6 protein-coding genes, 9 tRNA genes and 6 rRNA genes are annotated in these 19214 nt (G+C 45.2%); all 21 read left to right on the forward strand.

From position 1 onward, the window contains the following. Positions 1 to 73: 73 nt before the first annotated feature. The 21 genes from lysS (at position 74) to clpC (ending at position 19075) form a co-directional block, all read left to right on the forward strand. On the forward strand, positions 74 to 1573 hold the full coding sequence (gene lysS / locus ACSVDH_RS00475; protein WP_439253500.1) for a lysine--tRNA ligase: 1500 nt from the start codon (positions 74 to 76) through the stop codon (positions 1571 to 1573). Between the two features lie 664 nt (positions 1574 to 2237). Further along, positions 2238 to 3788, forward strand: a 16S ribosomal RNA gene (locus tag ACSVDH_RS00480). Between the two features lie 234 nt (positions 3789 to 4022). Continuing rightward, positions 4023 to 6954, forward strand: a 23S ribosomal RNA gene (locus ACSVDH_RS00485). 153 nt (positions 6955 to 7107) lie between these two features. Further along, positions 7108 to 7223: ribosomal RNA gene (gene rrf / locus ACSVDH_RS00490) — 5S ribosomal RNA — on the forward strand. A 68-nt stretch (positions 7224 to 7291) separates the two neighbouring features. Then, positions 7292 to 7367, forward strand: a tRNA-Val gene (locus ACSVDH_RS00495). Positions 7368 to 7371: 4 nt separating this feature from the next. Next, positions 7372 to 7447: transfer RNA gene (locus tag ACSVDH_RS00500), tRNA-Thr, on the forward strand. 168 nt (positions 7448 to 7615) lie between these two features. Continuing rightward, positions 7616 to 7691 (forward strand) — tRNA-Lys (locus ACSVDH_RS00505). Between the two features lie 13 nt (positions 7692 to 7704). Continuing rightward, positions 7705 to 7790 (forward strand) — tRNA-Leu (locus ACSVDH_RS00510). Between the two features lie 10 nt (positions 7791 to 7800). Then, positions 7801 to 7872, forward strand: a tRNA-Gly gene (locus ACSVDH_RS00515). A 10-nt stretch (positions 7873 to 7882) separates the two neighbouring features. Then, positions 7883 to 7971: transfer RNA gene (locus ACSVDH_RS00520), tRNA-Leu, on the forward strand. Positions 7972 to 7980: 9 nt separating this feature from the next. After that, positions 7981 to 8057 (forward strand) — tRNA-Arg (locus tag ACSVDH_RS00525). 109 nt (positions 8058 to 8166) lie between these two features. Continuing rightward, a tRNA-Pro gene (locus tag ACSVDH_RS00530) sits at positions 8167 to 8243 on the forward strand. Between the two features lie 16 nt (positions 8244 to 8259). After that, positions 8260 to 8335: transfer RNA gene (locus ACSVDH_RS00535), tRNA-Ala, on the forward strand. A gap of 159 nt (positions 8336 to 8494) precedes the next feature. Then, positions 8495 to 10045: ribosomal RNA gene (locus tag ACSVDH_RS00540) — 16S ribosomal RNA — on the forward strand. 234 nt (positions 10046 to 10279) lie between these two features. Further along, positions 10280 to 13211 (forward strand): 23S ribosomal RNA (locus ACSVDH_RS00545). Between the two features lie 153 nt (positions 13212 to 13364). Further along, a 5S ribosomal RNA gene (rrf, locus tag ACSVDH_RS00550) occupies positions 13365 to 13480 on the forward strand. Together the 16S, 23S and 5S rRNA genes with 9 tRNA genes alongside form the textbook arrangement of a ribosomal RNA operon. A gap of 198 nt (positions 13481 to 13678) precedes the next feature. Beyond that, entirely contained in the window at positions 13679 to 14383 is a 705-nt protein-coding gene (locus ACSVDH_RS00555; RefSeq protein ID WP_299092179.1) for an MgtC/SapB family protein, read from the forward strand. Between the two features lie 125 nt (positions 14384 to 14508). Continuing rightward, the gene (locus ACSVDH_RS00560; RefSeq protein ID WP_299092178.1) at positions 14509 to 14970 is read left to right on the forward strand and encodes a CtsR family transcriptional regulator; all 462 of its coding nucleotides are present in this window, start codon (positions 14509 to 14511) and stop codon (positions 14968 to 14970) included. Positions 14971 to 14985: 15 nt separating this feature from the next. Further along, the gene (mcsA, locus tag ACSVDH_RS00565) at positions 14986 to 15537 is read left to right on the forward strand and encodes a protein-arginine kinase activator protein McsA (RefSeq protein ID WP_439253595.1); all 552 of its coding nucleotides are present in this window, start codon (positions 14986 to 14988) and stop codon (positions 15535 to 15537) included. 2 nt (positions 15538 to 15539) lie between these two features. Further along, on the forward strand, positions 15540 to 16637 hold the full coding sequence (gene mcsB, locus ACSVDH_RS00570) for a protein-arginine kinase McsB (RefSeq protein ID WP_299092176.1): 1098 nt from the start codon (positions 15540 to 15542) through the stop codon (positions 16635 to 16637). After that, positions 16634 to 19075, forward strand: coding sequence for an ATP-dependent protease ATP-binding subunit ClpC (gene clpC / locus ACSVDH_RS00575; RefSeq protein ID WP_439253597.1), 2442 nt, complete (start codon positions 16634 to 16636; stop codon positions 19073 to 19075). Before mcsB ends, clpC begins: the two co-directional genes overlap by 4 nt. Positions 19076 to 19214 lie beyond the last annotated feature (139 nt).

Raw genomic sequence — 19214 nt, forward strand, 5'->3', positions numbered from 1 at the left:
GTTAAGTTGTTTTACTGCCAGTACTCCTGGCAGTTTTCTGCTTTTTATTTAGTAACTGATAGGAGTTGTTAATATGAGTCACGATGAATTAAACCAAGAAGAATTAAATGATCAGCTAAAGGTGAGACGTGAGAAATTACATACTTTAAGAGAAAAAGGGTTAGATCCGTTTGGAAAACGCTTTGAAAGAACGCATCAAACAGCAGAGATTATTGATGCCTATAATGAATTCGAAAAAGAAGAATTAGAAGAAAAGGCGATATCTGTTACAATTGCTGGACGTATTATGACAAAGCGAGGAAAAGGGAAAGCGGGATTTGCCCATATCCAGGATTTATCTGGTCAAATTCAAATTTATGTTCGTAAGGATACTGTTGGGGAAGAGGCTTATGACATTTTCAATACAGCAGATCTTGGGGATATTATTGGTGTAACTGGAGAAGTGTTTAAGACAAAAGTGGGAGAATTGTCGATAAAAGTAAAATCTTTTGAGCTTTTAACAAAAGCATTGCGACCATTACCAGACAAATTCCATGGATTAAAAGATATTGAGCAACGCTATCGTCAACGTTATGTAGATTTAATTGTGAGTCCAGAAAGTAAGAAAACGTTTATTACTCGCAGTAAAATCATTCAAGCGATGAGACGCTATTTAGATGATCAAGGATATTTAGAAGTGGAAACACCAACAATGCATTCTATTCCTGGTGGTGCTTCTGCCCGTCCGTTTATTACTCATCACAATGCATTGGATATGCCTTTATACATGCGTATAGCAATTGAATTGCACTTGAAACGATTAATTGTAGGCGGATTGGAAAAAGTCTATGAAATAGGCCGCGTCTTCAGAAATGAGGGTGTATCTACGCGCCATAACCCTGAATTCACGATGATCGAACTCTATGAAGCATACGCTGATTATCAAGATATTATGGAGTTAACGGAAAATGTCATTGCCCATGTAGCAAAAGAAGTATTAGGCACGACAACGATTCAATATGGGGAATACGAGGTAAATCTTGAACCGAAATGGAAAAGACTTCATATGGTGGATGCTATAAAAGAATATACAGGTGCAGACTTTTGGAAGGAGATGTCCTTAGAAGAGGCTCGGACTCTTGCAAAAGAACATCATGTTGAGATTACTGAACATATGCAATATGGACATATCGTCAACGAATTCTTTGAACAAAAAGTAGAAGAAAAATTAATCCAACCAACATTTATTTACGGTCATCCTGTAGAAATTTCACCCTTGGCCAAGAAAAATGATGATGACCCTCGTTTTACTGATCGCTTTGAGCTATTCATCGTTGCTCGTGAACATGCAAATGCATTTACAGAACTAAATGATCCAATTGATCAAAAAGAGCGTTTTGAAGCGCAGCTTAAAGAACGTGAACAAGGTAATGACGAGGCTCATATGATGGACGAAGACTTTATTGAAGCACTCGAATACGGAATGCCGCCTACAGGTGGTTTAGGAATCGGTATCGATCGTCTAGTTATGCTTTTAACTAATTCACCATCAATTCGTGACGTATTGTTATTCCCGCAAATGAGACACCGTTAAAAAGAACTTTAGAAGCAGGCCATATTTTGATTTGGTCTGCTTTTTTGATTGTCATAATATGTTAAAATGGTAGGGATTTAGAATATTGTGTATAAAAGCGTGGTGGTTCATATAAAAGCTAAGAGCATTAAGTTATCTATATTTATCTTGTTTTTTCTGGTGACGGCTATTTATTTAAACTATTACTCACTTGAATATGCTAAAAGTTCATGTATTAAAAATGGACTGATACCAGAAACTGAGTTAGCTGTATTTGCGTTTAATTGGTCGGTTTCATGTAAATAACGCAGGCTAAATAGAGTTATTTCTGAATAACTTTCACTAAACGCTTAAATTAGTTTTCTAGCGTTTAGTATAGAATTACATCAATAACTTTCTCTTCGAATTATCAAGTTTTATTCATTTTTAAATTATTTTAAAAAAATGCTTGCTAAAGGAATGAAACGGTGGTATATTTGAATACGTTGCTGCGAAACAGGCAATGAGCTTTTTAAAAAAATAAATAAAAACTTCTTGACTTTAAGATTGGGAGTTTGTTATTATTATAAAGCTGCTTTAAAAAAATGATCTTTGAAAACTAAACAAAACCAAGCGTGCCAACGTTAATTTCGATTAACAAACAACGTACTAAAATAGTACATTTTTTATGAGCTATATCAACTCTTTATTGGAGAGTTTGATCCTGGCTCAGGACGAACGCTGGCGGCGTGCCTAATACATGCAAGTCGAGCGAATCTGAGGGAGCTTGCTCCCGATGATTAGCGGCGGACGGGTGAGTAACACGTGGGTAACCTGCCTGTAAGATTGGGATAACTCCGGGAAACCGGAGCTAATACCGGATAACATTTCGAACCGCATGGTTCGAAGTTGAAAGGTGGCTTTTGCTACCACTTACAGATGGACCCGCGGCGCATTAGCTAGTTGGTGAGGTAACGGCTCACCAAGGCAACGATGCGTAGCCGACCTGAGAGGGTGATCGGCCACACTGGGACTGAGACACGGCCCAGACTCCTACGGGAGGCAGCAGTAGGGAATCTTCCGCAATGGACGAAAGTCTGACGGAGCAACGCCGCGTGAGCGAAGAAGGCCTTCGGGTCGTAAAGCTCTGTTGTTAGGGAAGAACAAGTACCGTTCAAATAGGGCGGTACCTTGACGGTACCTAACCAGAAAGCCACGGCTAACTACGTGCCAGCAGCCGCGGTAATACGTAGGTGGCAAGCGTTGTCCGGAATTATTGGGCGTAAAGCGCGCGCAGGCGGTTTCTTAAGTCTGATGTGAAAGCCCACGGCTCAACCGTGGAGGGTCATTGGAAACTGGGGAACTTGAGTGCAGAAGAGGAGAGTGGAATTCCACGTGTAGCGGTGAAATGCGTAGAGATGTGGAGGAACACCAGTGGCGAAGGCGACTCTCTGGTCTGTAACTGACGCTGAGGCGCGAAAGCGTGGGGAGCGAACAGGATTAGATACCCTGGTAGTCCACGCCGTAAACGATGAGTGCTAAGTGTTAGAGGGTTTCCGCCCTTTAGTGCTGCAGCAAACGCATTAAGCACTCCGCCTGGGGAGTACGGTCGCAAGACTGAAACTCAAAGGAATTGACGGGGGCCCGCACAAGCGGTGGAGCATGTGGTTTAATTCGAAGCAACGCGAAGAACCTTACCAGGTCTTGACATCCTTCGCTACTTCTAGAGATAGAAGGTTCCCCTTCGGGGGACGAAGTGACAGGTGGTGCATGGTTGTCGTCAGCTCGTGTCGTGAGATGTTGGGTTAAGTCCCGCAACGAGCGCAACCCTTGATCTTAGTTGCCAGCATTCAGTTGGGCACTCTAAGGTGACTGCCGGTGACAAACCGGAGGAAGGTGGGGATGACGTCAAATCATCATGCCCCTTATGACCTGGGCTACACACGTGCTACAATGGATGGTACAAAGGGCTGCAAGACCGCGAGGTCAAGCCAATCCCATAAAACCATTCTCAGTTCGGATTGCAGGCTGCAACTCGCCTGCATGAAGCCGGAATCGCTAGTAATCGCGGATCAGCATGCCGCGGTGAATACGTTCCCGGGCCTTGTACACACCGCCCGTCACACCACGAGAGTTTGTAACACCCGAAGTCGGTGGGGTAACCGCAAGGAGCCAGCCGCCTAAGGTGGGACAGATGATTGGGGTGAAGTCGTAACAAGGTAGCCGTATCGGAAGGTGCGGCTGGATCACCTCCTTTCTAAGGAAAATGAGGCTCGCTTGGTTTTTGTTTAGTTTTGAGAGATCATTTACGATCTTTCATTATATGTAAGAAAAAGACATAGGAGTTTAAATGCTTATAGCATTTGTGCATCCTGTGCTTTATGTTCCTTGAAAACTAGATAACGATAACAATTCAAGTAATTCACTGAGTTTAAACGCTTATTTTTAGTGATTCTCTTAATAATTAGTAAATGACATCTTCGATGTCAAAGGTTAAGTTGTTAAGGGCGCACGGTGGATGCCTTGGCACTAGGAGCCGATGAAGGACGGTACTAACACCGATATGCTTCGGGGAGCTGTAAGTAAGCTTTGATCCGGAGATTTCCGAATGGGGAAACCCACTGTTCGTAATGGAACAGTATCTTTACCTGAATCCATAGGGTAATGAAGGCAGACCCGGGGAACTGAAACATCTAAGTACCCGGAGGAAGAGAAAGCAAACGCGATTTCCTGAGTAGCGGCGAGCGAAACGGAAGAAGCCCAAACCAAGAGGCTTGCCTCTTGGGGTTGTAGGACACTCTATTAGGAGTTACAAAGGAACGGGGTAAATGAAGCGGTCTGGAAAGGCCCGTCATAGAAGGTAACAACCCTGTAGTTGAAACTTCGTTCCCTCCAGAGTGGATCCTGAGTACGGCGGGACACGTGAAATCCCGTCGGAAGCAGGGAGGACCATCTCCCAAGGCTAAATACTCCCTAGTGACCGATAGTGAACCAGTACCGTGAGGGAAAGGTGAAAAGCACCCCGGAAGGGGAGTGAAAGAGATCCTGAAACCGTGTGCCTACAAGTAGTCAAAGCCCGTTAATGGGTAATGGCGTGCCTTTTGTAGAATGAACCGGCGAGTTACGATCCCGTGCAAGGTTAAGTTGAAGAGACGGAGCCGCAGCGAAAGCGAGTCTTAAATAGGGCGAATGAGTACGTGGTCGTAGACCCGAAACCAGGTGATCTACCCATGTCCAGGGTGAAGTTCAGGTAACACTGAATGGAGGCCCGAACCCACGCACGTTGAAAAGTGCGGGGATGAGGTGTGGGTAGCGGAGAAATTCCAATCGAACTTGGAGATAGCTGGTTCTCTCCGAAATAGCTTTAGGGCTAGCCTTGAATTAAGAGTCTTGGAGGTAGAGCACTGATTGGACTAGGGGCCCCCATCGGGTTACCGAATTCAGTCAAACTCCGAATGCCAAAGACTTATGTTCAGGAGTCAGACTGCGAGTGATAAGATCCGTAGTCAAGAGGGAAACAGCCCAGACCACCAGCTAAGGTCCCAAAGTATACGTTAAGTGGAAAAGGATGTGGAGTTGCTTAGACAACCAGGATGTTGGCTTAGAAGCAGCCACCATTTAAAGAGTGCGTAATAGCTCACTGGTCGAGTGACTCTGCGCCGAAAATGTACCGGGGCTAAACGTATCACCGAAGCTGTGGACTGTTCTTTTAGAACAGTGGTAGGAGAGCGTTCTAAGGGCTGTGAAGCTAGACCGTAAGGACTAGTGGAGCGCTTAGAAGTGAGAATGCCGGTATGAGTAGCGAAAGAGGGGTGAGAATCCCCTCCACCGAATGCCTAAGGTTTCCTGAGGAAGGCTCGTCCGCTCAGGGTTAGTCGGGACCTAAGCCGAGGCCGAAAGGCGTAGGCGATGGCCAACAGGTTGAAATTCCTGTACCACCTCCTCACCGTTTGAGCAATGGGGGGACGCAGAAGGATAGGGTAAGCGCGCTGTTGGATTAGCGCGTCCAAGCAGTTAGGCTGACAACGAGGCAAATCCCGTTGTCACATAAGCTGAGCTGTGATGGCGAGGGAACTATAGTACCGAAGTTCCTGATTCCACACTGCCAAGAAAAGCCTCTAGCGAGGTGTGAGGTGCCCGTACCGCAAACCGACACAGGTAGGCGAGGAGAGAATCCTAAGGTGAGCGAGAGAACTCTCGTTAAGGAACTCGGCAAAATGACCCCGTAACTTCGGGAGAAGGGGTGCTTTTTAGGGTGAATAGCCCGGAAAAGCCGCAGTGAATAGGCCCAGGCGACTGTTTAGCAAAAACACAGGTCTCTGCGAAGCCGCAAGGCGAAGTATAGGGGCTGACGCCTGCCCGGTGCTGGAAGGTTAAGGGGAGAGGTTAGCGCAAGCGAAGCTTTGAACTGAAGCCCCAGTAAACGGCGGCCGTAACTATAACGGTCCTAAGGTAGCGAAATTCCTTGTCGGGTAAGTTCCGACCCGCACGAAAGGCGTAACGATCTGGGCACTGTCTCAACGAGAGACTCGGTGAAATTATAGTACCTGTGAAGATGCAGGTTACCCGCGACAGGACGGAAAGACCCCGTGGAGCTTTACTGTAGCCTGATATTGAATTTTGGTACAGCTTGTACAGGATAGGTAGGAGCCTGAGAAGCCGGAGCGCCAGCTTCGGTGGAGGCGTCGGTGGGATACTACCCTGGCTGTATTGAAATTCTAACCCGCGGCCCTTATCGGGCCGGGAGACAGTGTCAGGTGGGCAGTTTGACTGGGGCGGTCGCCTCCTAAAATGTAACGGAGGCGCCCAAAGGTTCCCTCAGAATGGTTGGAAATCATTCGCAGAGTGTAAAGGCACAAGGGAGCTTGACTGCGAGACCTACAAGTCGAGCAGGGACGAAAGTCGGGCTTAGTGATCCGGTGGTTCCGCATGGAAGGGCCATCGCTCAACGGATAAAAGCTACCCCGGGGATAACAGGCTTATCTCCCCCAAGAGTCCACATCGACGGGGAGGTTTGGCACCTCGATGTCGGCTCATCGCATCCTGGGGCTGTAGTCGGTCCCAAGGGTTGGGCTGTTCGCCCATTAAAGCGGTACGCGAGCTGGGTTCAGAACGTCGTGAGACAGTTCGGTCCCTATCCGTCGTGGGCGCAGGAAATTTGAGAGGAGCTGTCCTTAGTACGAGAGGACCGGGATGGACGCACCGCTGGTGTACCAGTTGTCTTGCCAAAGGCATAGCTGGGTAGCTATGTGCGGAAGGGATAAGTGCTGAAAGCATCTAAGCATGAAGCCCCCCTCAAGATGAGATTTCCCTGTTACTTTGTAACGTAAGATCCCTGAAAGATGATCAGGTTGATAGGTCAGAGGTGGAAGCGCGGTGACGTGTGGAGCTGACTGATACTAATCGATCGAGGACTTAACCTATTTGGAAAAGCGTAAGCTCAGTAATTGAATTGTATAATCGTTATCTAGTTTTGAAGGAACATTTCTTCAAAAATAAACGTAAAAAATATCTTGATTTTTTACAAAAACTTAATATAATAGTATTTGTCGCTTATAAAACGACATCAAAATATATCTGGTGGCGATAGCGAAGAGGTCACACCCGTTCCCATGCCGAACACGGAAGTTAAGCTCTTCAGCGCCGATGGTAGTTGGGGGTCTCCCCCTGTGAGAGTAGGACGTTGCCAGGTTGTTTAAAGAAAAAATAAAGGATGGCATGTAAAGTGTGCGACGTTAATCGCCACACATCCTGTGCCTCGGAGGATTAGCTCAGCTGGGAGAGCACCTGCCTTACAAGCAGGGGGTCGGCGGTTCGATCCCGTCATCCTCCACCATTACGCCGGTGTAGCTCAATTGGTAGAGCAACTGACTTGTAATCAGTAGGTTGGGGGTTCAAGTCCTCTCGCCGGCACCACTTATTGTTTCAATAAATAAGAGCCATTAGCTCAGTTGGTAGAGCACGAACGAATAAGCTGCGAAGCGAAACATCAGCGCACAAATCGAGCTGCTCCTTGAAAAATCATTCTGAGATTTGGGCGTCAGTAACAAGCGTTAAACATAATAGTACTACTCATTTAAAAATGAGCCATTAGCTCAGTTGGTAGAGCATCTGACTTTTAATCAGAGGGTCGAAGGTTCGAGTCCTTCATGGCTCACCATTTTACACACCGTGCGGGTGTGGCGGAATTGGCAGACGCGCTAGACTTAGGATCTAGTGTCCTTGTGACGTGGGGGTTCAAGTCCCTTCACCCGCACCAGTTAAATAATGCGGAAGTAGTTCAGTGGTAGAACACCACCTTGCCAAGGTGGGGGTCGCGGGTTCGAATCCCGTCTTCCGCTCTTTAGAAATGCCGGGGTGGCGGAACTGGCAGACGCACAGGACTTAAAATCCTGCGGTAGGTGACTACCGTACCGGTTCGATTCCGGTCCTCGGCACCAGTTAGACTTGCGCCCGTAGCTCAATTGGATAGAGCGTTTGACTACGGATCAAAAGGTTAGGGGTTCGACTCCTCTCGGGCGCGCCATATATTTTGAAGTGAGAATTAGGAAGTCAGAACTGAGATTGAAAGCTTTATATTTAAGATAATGCTTTGGAATCTCTGACCTCTCACATCCCATATCTGATAATTATTTCGGGAAGTAGCTCAGCTTGGTAGAGCACTTGGTTTGGGACCAAGGGGTCGCAGGTTCGAATCCTGTCTTCCCGACCATTTCTATAATGCTTATGGGGCCTTAGCTCAGCTGGGAGAGCGCCTGCTTTGCACGCAGGAGGTCAGCGGTTCGATCCCGCTAGGCTCCACCAAAAAAAATCTTGACAACACAATATGGATTGGGTATTCTAATTTAGTTGTCATTAAAAAATGGTCTTTGAAAACTAAACAAAACCAAGCGTGCCAACGTTAATTTCGATTAACAAACAACGTACTAAAATAGTACATTTATTATGAGCTATATCAACTCTTTATTGGAGAGTTTGATCCTGGCTCAGGACGAACGCTGGCGGCGTGCCTAATACATGCAAGTCGAGCGAATCTGAGGGAGCTTGCTCCCGAAGATTAGCGGCGGACGGGTGAGTAACACGTGGGTAACCTGCCTGTAAGATTGGGATAACTCCGGGAAACCGGAGCTAATACCGGATAACATTTCGAACCGCATGGTTCGAAATTGAAAGGTGGCTTTTGCTACCACTTACAGATGGACCCGCGGCGCATTAGCTAGTTGGTGAGGTAACGGCTCACCAAGGCAACGATGCGTAGCCGACCTGAGAGGGTGATCGGCCACACTGGGACTGAGACACGGCCCAGACTCCTACGGGAGGCAGCAGTAGGGAATCTTCCGCAATGGACGAAAGTCTGACGGAGCAACGCCGCGTGAGCGAAGAAGGCCTTCGGGTCGTAAAGCTCTGTTGTTAGGGAAGAACAAGTACCGTTCAAATAGGGCGGTACCTTGACGGTACCTAACCAGAAAGCCACGGCTAACTACGTGCCAGCAGCCGCGGTAATACGTAGGTGGCAAGCGTTGTCCGGAATTATTGGGCGTAAAGCGCGCGCAGGCGGTTTCTTAAGTCTGATGTGAAAGCCCACGGCTCAACCGTGGAGGGTCATTGGAAACTGGGGAACTTGAGTGCAGAAGAGGAGAGTGGAATTCCACGTGTAGCGGTGAAATGCGTAGAGATGTGGAGGAACACCAGTGGCGAAGGCGACTCTCTGGTCTGTAACTGACGCTGAGGCGCGAAAGCGTGGGGAGCGAACAGGATTAGATACCCTGGTAGTCCACGCCGTAAACGATGAGTGCTAAGTGTTAGAGGGTTTCCGCCCTTTAGTGCTGCAGCAAACGCATTAAGCACTCCGCCTGGGGAGTACGGTCGCAAGACTGAAACTCAAAGGAATTGACGGGGGCCCGCACAAGCGGTGGAGCATGTGGTTTAATTCGAAGCAACGCGAAGAACCTTACCAGGTCTTGACATCCTTCGCTACTTCTAGAGATAGAAGGTTCCCCTTCGGGGGACGAAGTGACAGGTGGTGCATGGTTGTCGTCAGCTCGTGTCGTGAGATGTTGGGTTAAGTCCCGCAACGAGCGCAACCCTTGATCTTAGTTGCCAGCATTCAGTTGGGCACTCTAAGGTGACTGCCGGTGACAAACCGGAGGAAGGTGGGGATGACGTCAAATCATCATGCCCCTTATGACCTGGGCTACACACGTGCTACAATGGATGGTACAAAGGGCTGCAAGACCGCGAGGTCAAGCCAATCCCATAAAACCATTCTCAGTTCGGATTGCAGGCTGCAACTCGCCTGCATGAAGCCGGAATCGCTAGTAATCGCGGATCAGCATGCCGCGGTGAATACGTTCCCGGGCCTTGTACACACCGCCCGTCACACCACGAGAGTTTGTAACACCCGAAGTCGGTGGGGTAACCGCAAGGAGCCAGCCGCCTAAGGTGGGACAGATGATTGGGGTGAAGTCGTAACAAGGTAGCCGTATCGGAAGGTGCGGCTGGATCACCTCCTTTCTAAGGAAAATGAGGCTCGCTTGGTTTTTGTTTAGTTTTGAGAGATCATTTACGATCTTTCATTATATGTAAGAAAAAGACATAGGAGTTTAAATGCTTATAGCATTTGTGCATCCTGTGCTTTATGTTCCTTGAAAACTAGATAACGATAACAATTCAAGTAATTCACTGAGTTTAAACGCTTATTTTTAGTGATTCTCTTAATAATTAGTAAATGACATCTTCGATGTCAAAGGTTAAGTTGTTAAGGGCGCACGGTGGATGCCTTGGCACTAGGAGCCGATGAAGGACGGTACTAACACCGATATGCTTCGGGGAGCTGTAAGTAAGCTTTGATCCGGAGATTTCCGAATGGGGAAACCCACTGTTCGTAATGGAACAGTATCTTTACCTGAATCCATAGGGTAATGAAGGCAGACCCGGGGAACTGAAACATCTAAGTACCCGGAGGAAGAGAAAGCAAACGCGATTTCCTGAGTAGCGGCGAGCGAAACGGAAGAAGCCCAAACCAAGAGGCTTGCCTCTTGGGGTTGTAGGACACTCTATTAGGAGTTACAAAGGAACGGGGTAAATGAAGCGGTCTGGAAAGGCCCGTCATAGAAGGTAACAACCCTGTAGTTGAAACTTCGTTCCCTCCAGAGTGGATCCTGAGTACGGCGGGACACGTGAAATCCCGTCGGAAGCAGGGAGGACCATCTCCCAAGGCTAAATACTCCCTAGTGACCGATAGTGAACCAGTACCGTGAGGGAAAGGTGAAAAGCACCCCGGAAGGGGAGTGAAAGAGATCCTGAAACCGTGTGCCTACAAGTAGTCAAAGCCCGTTAATGGGTAATGGCGTGCCTTTTGTAGAATGAACCGGCGAGTTACGATCCCGTGCAAGGTTAAGTTGAAGAGACGGAGCCGCAGCGAAAGCGAGTCTTAAATAGGGCGAATGAGTACGTGGTCGTAGACCCGAAACCAGGTGATCTACCCATGTCCAGGGTGAAGTTCAGGTAACACTGAATGGAGGCCCGAACCCACGCACGTTGAAAAGTGCGGGGATGAGGTGTGGGTAGCGGAGAAATTCCAATCGAACTTGGAGATAGCTGGTTCTCTCCGAAATAGCTTTAGGGCTAGCCTTGAATTAAGAGTCTTGGAGGTAGAGCACTGATTGGACTAGGGGCCCCCATCGGGTTACCGAATTCAGTCAAACTCCGAATGCCAAAGACTTATGTTCAGGAGTCAGACTGCGAGTGATAAGATCCGTAGTCAAGAGGGAAACAGCCCAGACCACCAGCTAAGGTCCCAAAGTATACGTTAAGTGGAAAAGGATGTGGAGTTGCTTAGACAACCAGGATGTTGGCTTAGAAGCAGCCACCATTTAAAGAGTGCGTAATAGCTCACTGGTCGAGTGACTCTGCGCCGAAAATGTACCGGGGCTAAACGTATCACCGAAGCTGTGGACTGTTCTTTTAGAACAGTGGTAGGAGAGCGTTCTAAGGGCTGTGAAGCTAGACCGTAAGGACTAGTGGAGCGCTTAGAAGTGAGAATGCCGGTATGAGTAGCGAAAGAGGGGTGAGAATCCCCTCCACCGAATGCCTAAGGTTTCCTGAGGAAGGCTCGTCCGCTCAGGGTTAGTCGGGACCTAAGCCGAGGCCGAAAGGCGTAGGCGATGGCCAACAGGTTGAAATTCCTGTACCACCTCCTCACCGTTTGAGCAATGGGGGGACGCAGAAGGATAGGGTAAGCGCGCTGTTGGATTAGCGCGTCCAAGCAGTTAGGCTGACAACGAGGCAAATCCCGTTGTCACATAAGCTGAGCTGTGATGGCGAGGGAACTATAGTACCGAAGTTCCTGATTCCACACTGCCAAGAAAAGCCTCTAGCGAGGTGTGAGGTGCCCGTACCGCAAACCGACACAGGTAGGCGAGGAGAGAATCCTAAGGTGAGCGAGAGAACTCTCGTTAAGGAACTCGGCAAAATGACCCCGTAACTTCGGGAGAAGGGGTGCTTTTTAGGGTGAATAGCCCGGAAAAGCCGCAGTGAATAGGCCCAGGCGACTGTTTAGCAAAAACACAGGTCTCTGCGAAGCCGCAAGGCGAAGTATAGGGGCTGACGCCTGCCCGGTGCTGGAAGGTTAAGGGGAGAGGTTAGCGCAAGCGAAGCTTTGAACTGAAGCCCCAGTAAACGGCGGCCGTAACTATAACGGTCCTAAGGTAGCGAAATTCCTTGTCGGGTAAGTTCCGACCCGCACGAAAGGCGTAACGATCTGGGCACTGTCTCAACGAGAGACTCGGTGAAATTATAGTACCTGTGAAGATGCAGGTTACCCGCGACAGGACGGAAAGACCCCGTGGAGCTTTACTGTAGCCTGATATTGAATTTTGGTACAGCTTGTACAGGATAGGTAGGAGCCTGAGAAGCCGGAGCGCCAGCTTCGGTGGAGGCGTCGGTGGGATACTACCCTGGCTGTATTGAAATTCTAACCCGCGGCCCTTATCGGGCCGGGAGACAGTGTCAGGTGGGCAGTTTGACTGGGGCGGTCGCCTCCTAAAATGTAACGGAGGCGCCCAAAGGTTCCCTCAGAATGGTTGGAAATCATTCGCAGAGTGTAAAGGCACAAGGGAGCTTGACTGCGAGACCTACAAGTCGAGCAGGGACGAAAGTCGGGCTTAGTGATCCGGTGGTTCCGCATGGAAGGGCCATCGCTCAACGGATAAAAGCTACCCCGGGGATAACAGGCTTATCTCCCCCAAGAGTCCACATCGACGGGGAGGTTTGGCACCTCGATGTCGGCTCATCGCATCCTGGGGCTGTAGTCGGTCCCAAGGGTTGGGCTGTTCGCCCATTAAAGCGGTACGCGAGCTGGGTTCAGAACGTCGTGAGACAGTTCGGTCCCTATCCGTCGTGGGCGCAGGAAATTTGAGAGGAGCTGTCCTTAGTACGAGAGGACCGGGATGGACGCACCGCTGGTGTACCAGTTGTCTTGCCAAAGGCATAGCTGGGTAGCTATGTGCGGAAGGGATAAGTGCTGAAAGCATCTAAGCATGAAGCCCCCCTCAAGATGAGATTTCCCTGTTACTTTGTAACGTAAGATCCCTGAAAGATGATCAGGTTGATAGGTCAGAGGTGGAAGCGCGGTGACGTGTGGAGCTGACTGATACTAATCGATCGAGGACTTAACCTATTTGGAAAAGCGTAAGCTCAGTAATTGAATTGTATAATCGTTATCTAGTTTTGAAGGAACATTTCTTCAAAAATAAACGTAAAAAATATCTTGATTTTTTACAAAAACTTAATATAATAGTATTTGTCGCTTATAAAACGACATCAAAATATATCTGGTGGCGATAGCGAAGAGGTCACACCCGTTCCCATGCCGAACACGGAAGTTAAGCTCTTCAGCGCCGATGGTAGTTGGGGGTCTCCCCCTGTGAGAGTAGGACGTTGCCAGGTAAGAGGATAAAAAGATCAGTAGAGATACTGGTCTTTTTTGTTGTTAAAAAATCTCCAGTAATAGTCATATAAACTTATTCCTTTATGCTCTCTTTTTACAATATTCCTTTAATATTTTTCAATAATTGTGGTTGAAGACAATCATTTGAGTATACATATAGTAAGATCACATAATTAGCTAAATCAAAAGGAGAAAAAATGGGGATGCTCGATTTCTTAGGTCACGATACATATATAATGTTTGCACGTATCTTTATTGCAGCTGTTTTTTGTGGGGTAATTGGGTTGGAGCGTGAATTTAATAATCATCCAGCAGGATTTCGTACCCATTTATTAGTGGGTATAGGCTCTTGTTTAATGATGATTCTTTCACTTTATGGTTTCAAAGATTATATAGATAACAATCAAAATATTCGTTTTGATCCAGCAAGAATTCCCTCCTATGTTATTAGCGGTATAGGTTTCTTAGGTGGCGGTACAATCTTGGTTAAAGGAGCAACTGTAAGAGGATTAACAACGGCTGCTTCCATTTGGATTGTTGCTGGTTTAGGACTTGTGATTGGTGCAGGTATGTATGTTTTAGCATTATTTACTACAATTATTGTTTTAATGTGCTTAATATTTTTGAATCGAATAGAAAAATATATGAATGTCAATAAAGCAAGGAACAAAATGAAAGTAGCCCTCCATTCAGGCAAGAGCAGCATTACAATTGAACAATTAACTGAAAAACTATCATCATATGAGATCTCAACAAATAAAATTATTATGACAAATTGTAGAAGGGATAAGGAGGGAAATGTCGTATTTTATTATCAATTAGAAATTGATATCTCATCGGTTCTTCATACTGATTTAGAAAAGCTATTACTGGACTATCCTGAGATTGAAAAAATCTTTTAAATAGGTTTTACCTTCACTTAATTTGGCAATATTTAAAATGAAACAGAAAAGTTGAAAAATTTTTCTGTTCGTTTTATAGTTGAATTAAAGTCAAATATAGTCAAAGTCAGTGAGGGGGAGGTTGAGTGAGGAATATTTCAGACATTATTGAACAGTACTTAAAAAAGGTACTGGATAGTAGCGGGAAAGAAATAGTTGAGATTAAACGAAGTGAAATTGCTGATAGATTTCAATGTGTACCTTCGCAGATTAACTACGTTATCAATACACGATTTACGATTGAAAGAGGCTATATTGTAGAAAGTAAACGTGGCGGAGGCGGTTATATTCGAATCATTAAAGTTCGAACAAATAATCACGCACAGCTGCTCGACCAAATCTTACACTTAATTGATCATCGCCTTTCACAGGCCGCTGCTGAAGACATTATAGGTCGACTTGTTAGTGAAGAGGTAATTTCTGCACGTGAAGCGAAATTAATGTTAAGTGTCATTGACCGTTCAGTGTTATATATTGACCTCCCTCACAGGGATGAGCTTAGGGCAAGAATGGTTAAGGCCATGTTAACTTCGTTGAAATATAAGTGAAAGTAGGGGAGACGGATGATTTGCCAGGAGTGTAATGAAAGACCGGCAACGTTTCACTTTACAAAAGTGATTAATGGTGAAAAAACGGAAGTCCATATATGTGAGCATTGTGCAAAAGAAAATAGTGAATTCTTTATGTTCAATGTTAATCCTGGATTTTCTTTAAATAATTTATTAACTGGTTTGCTAAATATGGAATCTGGAAACATAAAGTCAGAGGAAAAGAATGTATTTGCATCAAATGATGTTCCTCAGTGCAGCCGATGCAAAATGACCTTTCAGCAATTTAAAAAGGTTGGCAGATTAGGCTGTTCAAATTGCTATCATACGTTTAAAAACTATATAACACCTATCCTTCGACGTGTTCATGGCGGGAATACAGCCCACTCTGGTAAAATCCCGAAACGCATCGGTGGAGACATTCATATACGAAAGCAAATAGAGGATTTGAAAAATAAAATTCACCACTTAATTGTCCAGGAAGAGTTTGAGCAAGCTGCTATGGTTAGAGATCAAATTAGAACCCTTGAAAAACAATTAAGCGGCCTTTATGAGGAGGGATCATGATTATGTCACTCCAAAACTTCATGAATAAAGCAATGAGTGCTTGGATGAGCCAAGAGGGGCCGGATTCAGATATTGTGTTAAGCAGCCGTATACGATTAGCTCGTAATATGGAGCAGTATAAGTTTCCGACACTTTCTACAAATGAAGAAGCACAAAGTGTTCTAAATTTCTTCGAGAAAACATATGCAAATAAAACCTTTCAAAAAATCGGTCATTTAGAGCTGTTGAAGATGAATGATATGCAGCCCATCCAAAAAAGAGTCTTAGTGGAAAAGCATTTGATAAGCCCTAACCTAGCAGAAAACTCTATTTACGGAGGATGCTTATTATCTGAAAACGAAGAAGTTAGCATCATGCTAAACGAAGAGGATCATATTCGCATACAATGTTTATTCCCGGGATTTCAGCTTAAAGAAGCATTGGATATGGCCAACATGTTAGATGATTTGATTGAACAAGAAGTTGATTATGCTTTTGATGAAAATAGAGGCTATTTAACAAGCTGCCCGACAAATGTAGGGACTGGTTTAAGAGCATCGGTTATGATGCATCTACCGGCTTTAGTTCTTACTCAGAAAATTAATCGAATTATTCCGGCCATTAATCAGCTTGGGTTGGTTGTAAGAGGAATATATGGTGAGGGCAGTGAAGCTGTAGGCAACATTTTTCAGATTTCCAACCAAATCACATTAGGCAAAACTGAAAAAGACATTGTCGAGGACTTGATAAGTGTTGTTCAGCAATTAATTACACAAGAAAGGTCTACCAGAGAGGATTTATACAACTCCTCACAACATCAGCTGGAAGACAGGGTTTACCGATCATTAGGAACATTGGTATACAGTCGAATTATTGAATCCAATGAGACAGCCAAGTGTTTATCTGATGTTAGATTGGGAATTGATTTAGGAATTATAAAAGACTTATCCCGCACTATTCTCAATGAACTGATGATTTTAACCCAGCCTGGATTTTTGCAACAATACTTTGGCGGGCCATTACGACCAAATGAAAGGGATATTCGCCGAGCTGCATTGATTAGAGAGAGGCTGAATCTAGAAATGGCAAGTAATAAACGGATGGAGGATGATGAATCATGATGTTTGGAAGATTTACAGAACGCGCTCAAAAGGTACTTGCTTTAGCACAAGAGGAAGCAGTTCGTTTAGGTCATAACAATATCGGAACAGAACACATTCTTCTCGGACTTGTAAGCGAAGGGGAAGGAATTGCGGCGAAGGCTCTATTGGCATTAGGACTTGGACCAGATAAGATCCAGAAAGAGGTTGAAGGGTTAATTGGCAGAGGCCAAGATGCTTCTCAAACCATTCACTACACGCCTAGGGCTAAAAAAGTCATTGAGCTATCGATGGATGAGGCGAGAAAGTTAGGCCATTCCTATGTAGGTACAGAGCACATTCTATTAGGCCTTATCCGTGAAGGTGAAGGAGTAGCAGCACGTGTGCTTAATAACTTAGGAGTAAGCTTGAATAAAGCAAGACAACAGGTTCTTCAGTTATTAGGCAGCAATGAAACGTCTTCAAACCACCAAGGCGGAAGTATGGCAAATGCAAATACTCCAACATTGGATAGTCTTGCAAGAGATTTAACAGCCATTGCCAGAGAAGGCAGTTTGGATCCTGTTATTGGAAGAAGCAAGGAAATTCAGCGTGTTATTGAAGTATTAAGCCGCCGTACAAAAAATAATCCTGTTTTAATTGGTGAGCCTGGAGTCGGTAAAACTGCAATTGCTGAAGGCTTAGCACAACAAATCGTTCAAAATGAAGTTCCGGAAATTTTACGTGATAAGCGTGTTATGACACTCGATATGGGTACAGTAGTAGCCGGTACAAAATACCGCGGTGAATTCGAAGATCGTCTTAAAAAAGTGATGGATGAAATTCGTCAGGCTGGAAATATCATTCTATTTATAGATGAGCTGCATACACTAATTGGTGCCGGTGGAGCTGAGGGTGCAATCGATGCATCTAATATCTTAAAGCCGTCATTGGCAAGAGGAGAATTACAGTGTATTGGGGCAACAACACTTGATGAATATCGAAAATACATCGAAAAAGATGCTGCCTTAGAACGACGATTCCAACCAATTCAAGTGGATGAGCCGACAGTGGATGAAAGTATTCAAATTCTTAAAGGTTTGCGTGACCGTTATGAAGCACATCACAGAGTTTCTATCACTGATGAAGCCATTGATGCAGCAGTTAAATTATCTGATCGCTACATTTCAGACCGTTTCTTGCCTGATAAAGCCATTGATTTAATTGATGAAGCAGGTTCTAAAGTCAGACTGCGTTCATTTACAACACCGCCGAACTTAAAAGAGCTTGAGCAAAAGCTTGATGAAATCCGAAAAGAAAAAGATGCTTCTGTTCAAAGCCAAGAGTTTGAAAAAGCAGCATCTTTACGCGATACCGAGCAAAAATTGCGTGAACAACTGGAAGAAACTAAAAAAACGTGGAAGGAAAAACAAGGACAGGAAAATACAGAAGTCACTGTTGAAGATATTGCCATGGTTGTATCAAGCTGGACTGGTGTTCCAGTGTCAAGATTAGCGCAAACAGAGACCGATAAATTATTAAATATGGAAAACATTTTACATTCAAGAGTTATCGGACAAGAGGAAGCAGTGGTAGCCGTGGCAAAAGCGGTTCGCCGTGCAAGAGCAGGGTTAAAGGATCCGAAACGTCCAATTGGTTCATTTATTTTCTTAGGGCCAACAGGTGTGGGGAAAACGGAGCTTGCAAGGGCGTTGGCTGAATCAATTTTTGGTGATGAAGATGCGATGATTCGCATTGACATGTCAGAGTACATGGAAAAGCATTCCACTTCACGTTTAGTTGGTTCACCTCCAGGATATGTAGGTTATGAGGAAGGCGGACAATTAACGGAAAAAGTAAGAAGAAAGCCTTATTCTGTCGTTCTGTTAGATGAAATCGAGAAGGCTCACCCTGATGTATTTAATATCTTGCTTCAAGTGTTAGAGGATGGAAGACTAACAGATTCGAAAGGCCGCACGGTTGATTTTAGAAATACGATTTTAATTATGACATCAAATGTTGGGGCAAGTGAACTGAAGCGTAATAAATATGTGGGCTTTAATGTTCAAGATGAAACTCAAAATTACAAAGATATGAAAGACAAGGTAATGAATGAGTTAAAACGCGCATTCCGTCCAGAGTTCATTAATCGTATTGACGAAATTATTGTCTTCCACTCACTAGAGAAGAAGCACTTAAAAGAAATTGTTTCACTTATGTCTGATCAACTAACAAAACGCTTGAAGGAACAAGATCTTTCATTAGAATTAACGGAGTCTGCGAAGGAGAAAATTGCAGAAGAAGGAATTGATCTTGAATATGGTGCAAGACCGTTGCGCCGTGCTATTCAGAAAAATGTAGAAGATCGCCTATCAGAAGAATTATTAAAGGGCACGATTGATAAAGGTCAAAAAATTATCTTAGATGTCGAGAATGGCGAATTTGTTGTCAAAACAGCCGAAAAGGAAGAAGTTATATAATATGGGTTGATTGGAAGCTGAGGCATACCGCGATACGTGTGCCTCACTTTCTTTATTCATCAAGAATTCGACAGAAATCTGCTCTAATTTGCATCTTGTGTAAAAAAATGTAAATAAAAGCTAACGCTTCATACCTAAC

The organism is Metabacillus sp. Hm71 (assembly GCF_051842955.2).
Taxonomy (GTDB): domain Bacteria; phylum Bacillota; class Bacilli; order Bacillales; family Bacillaceae; genus Metabacillus.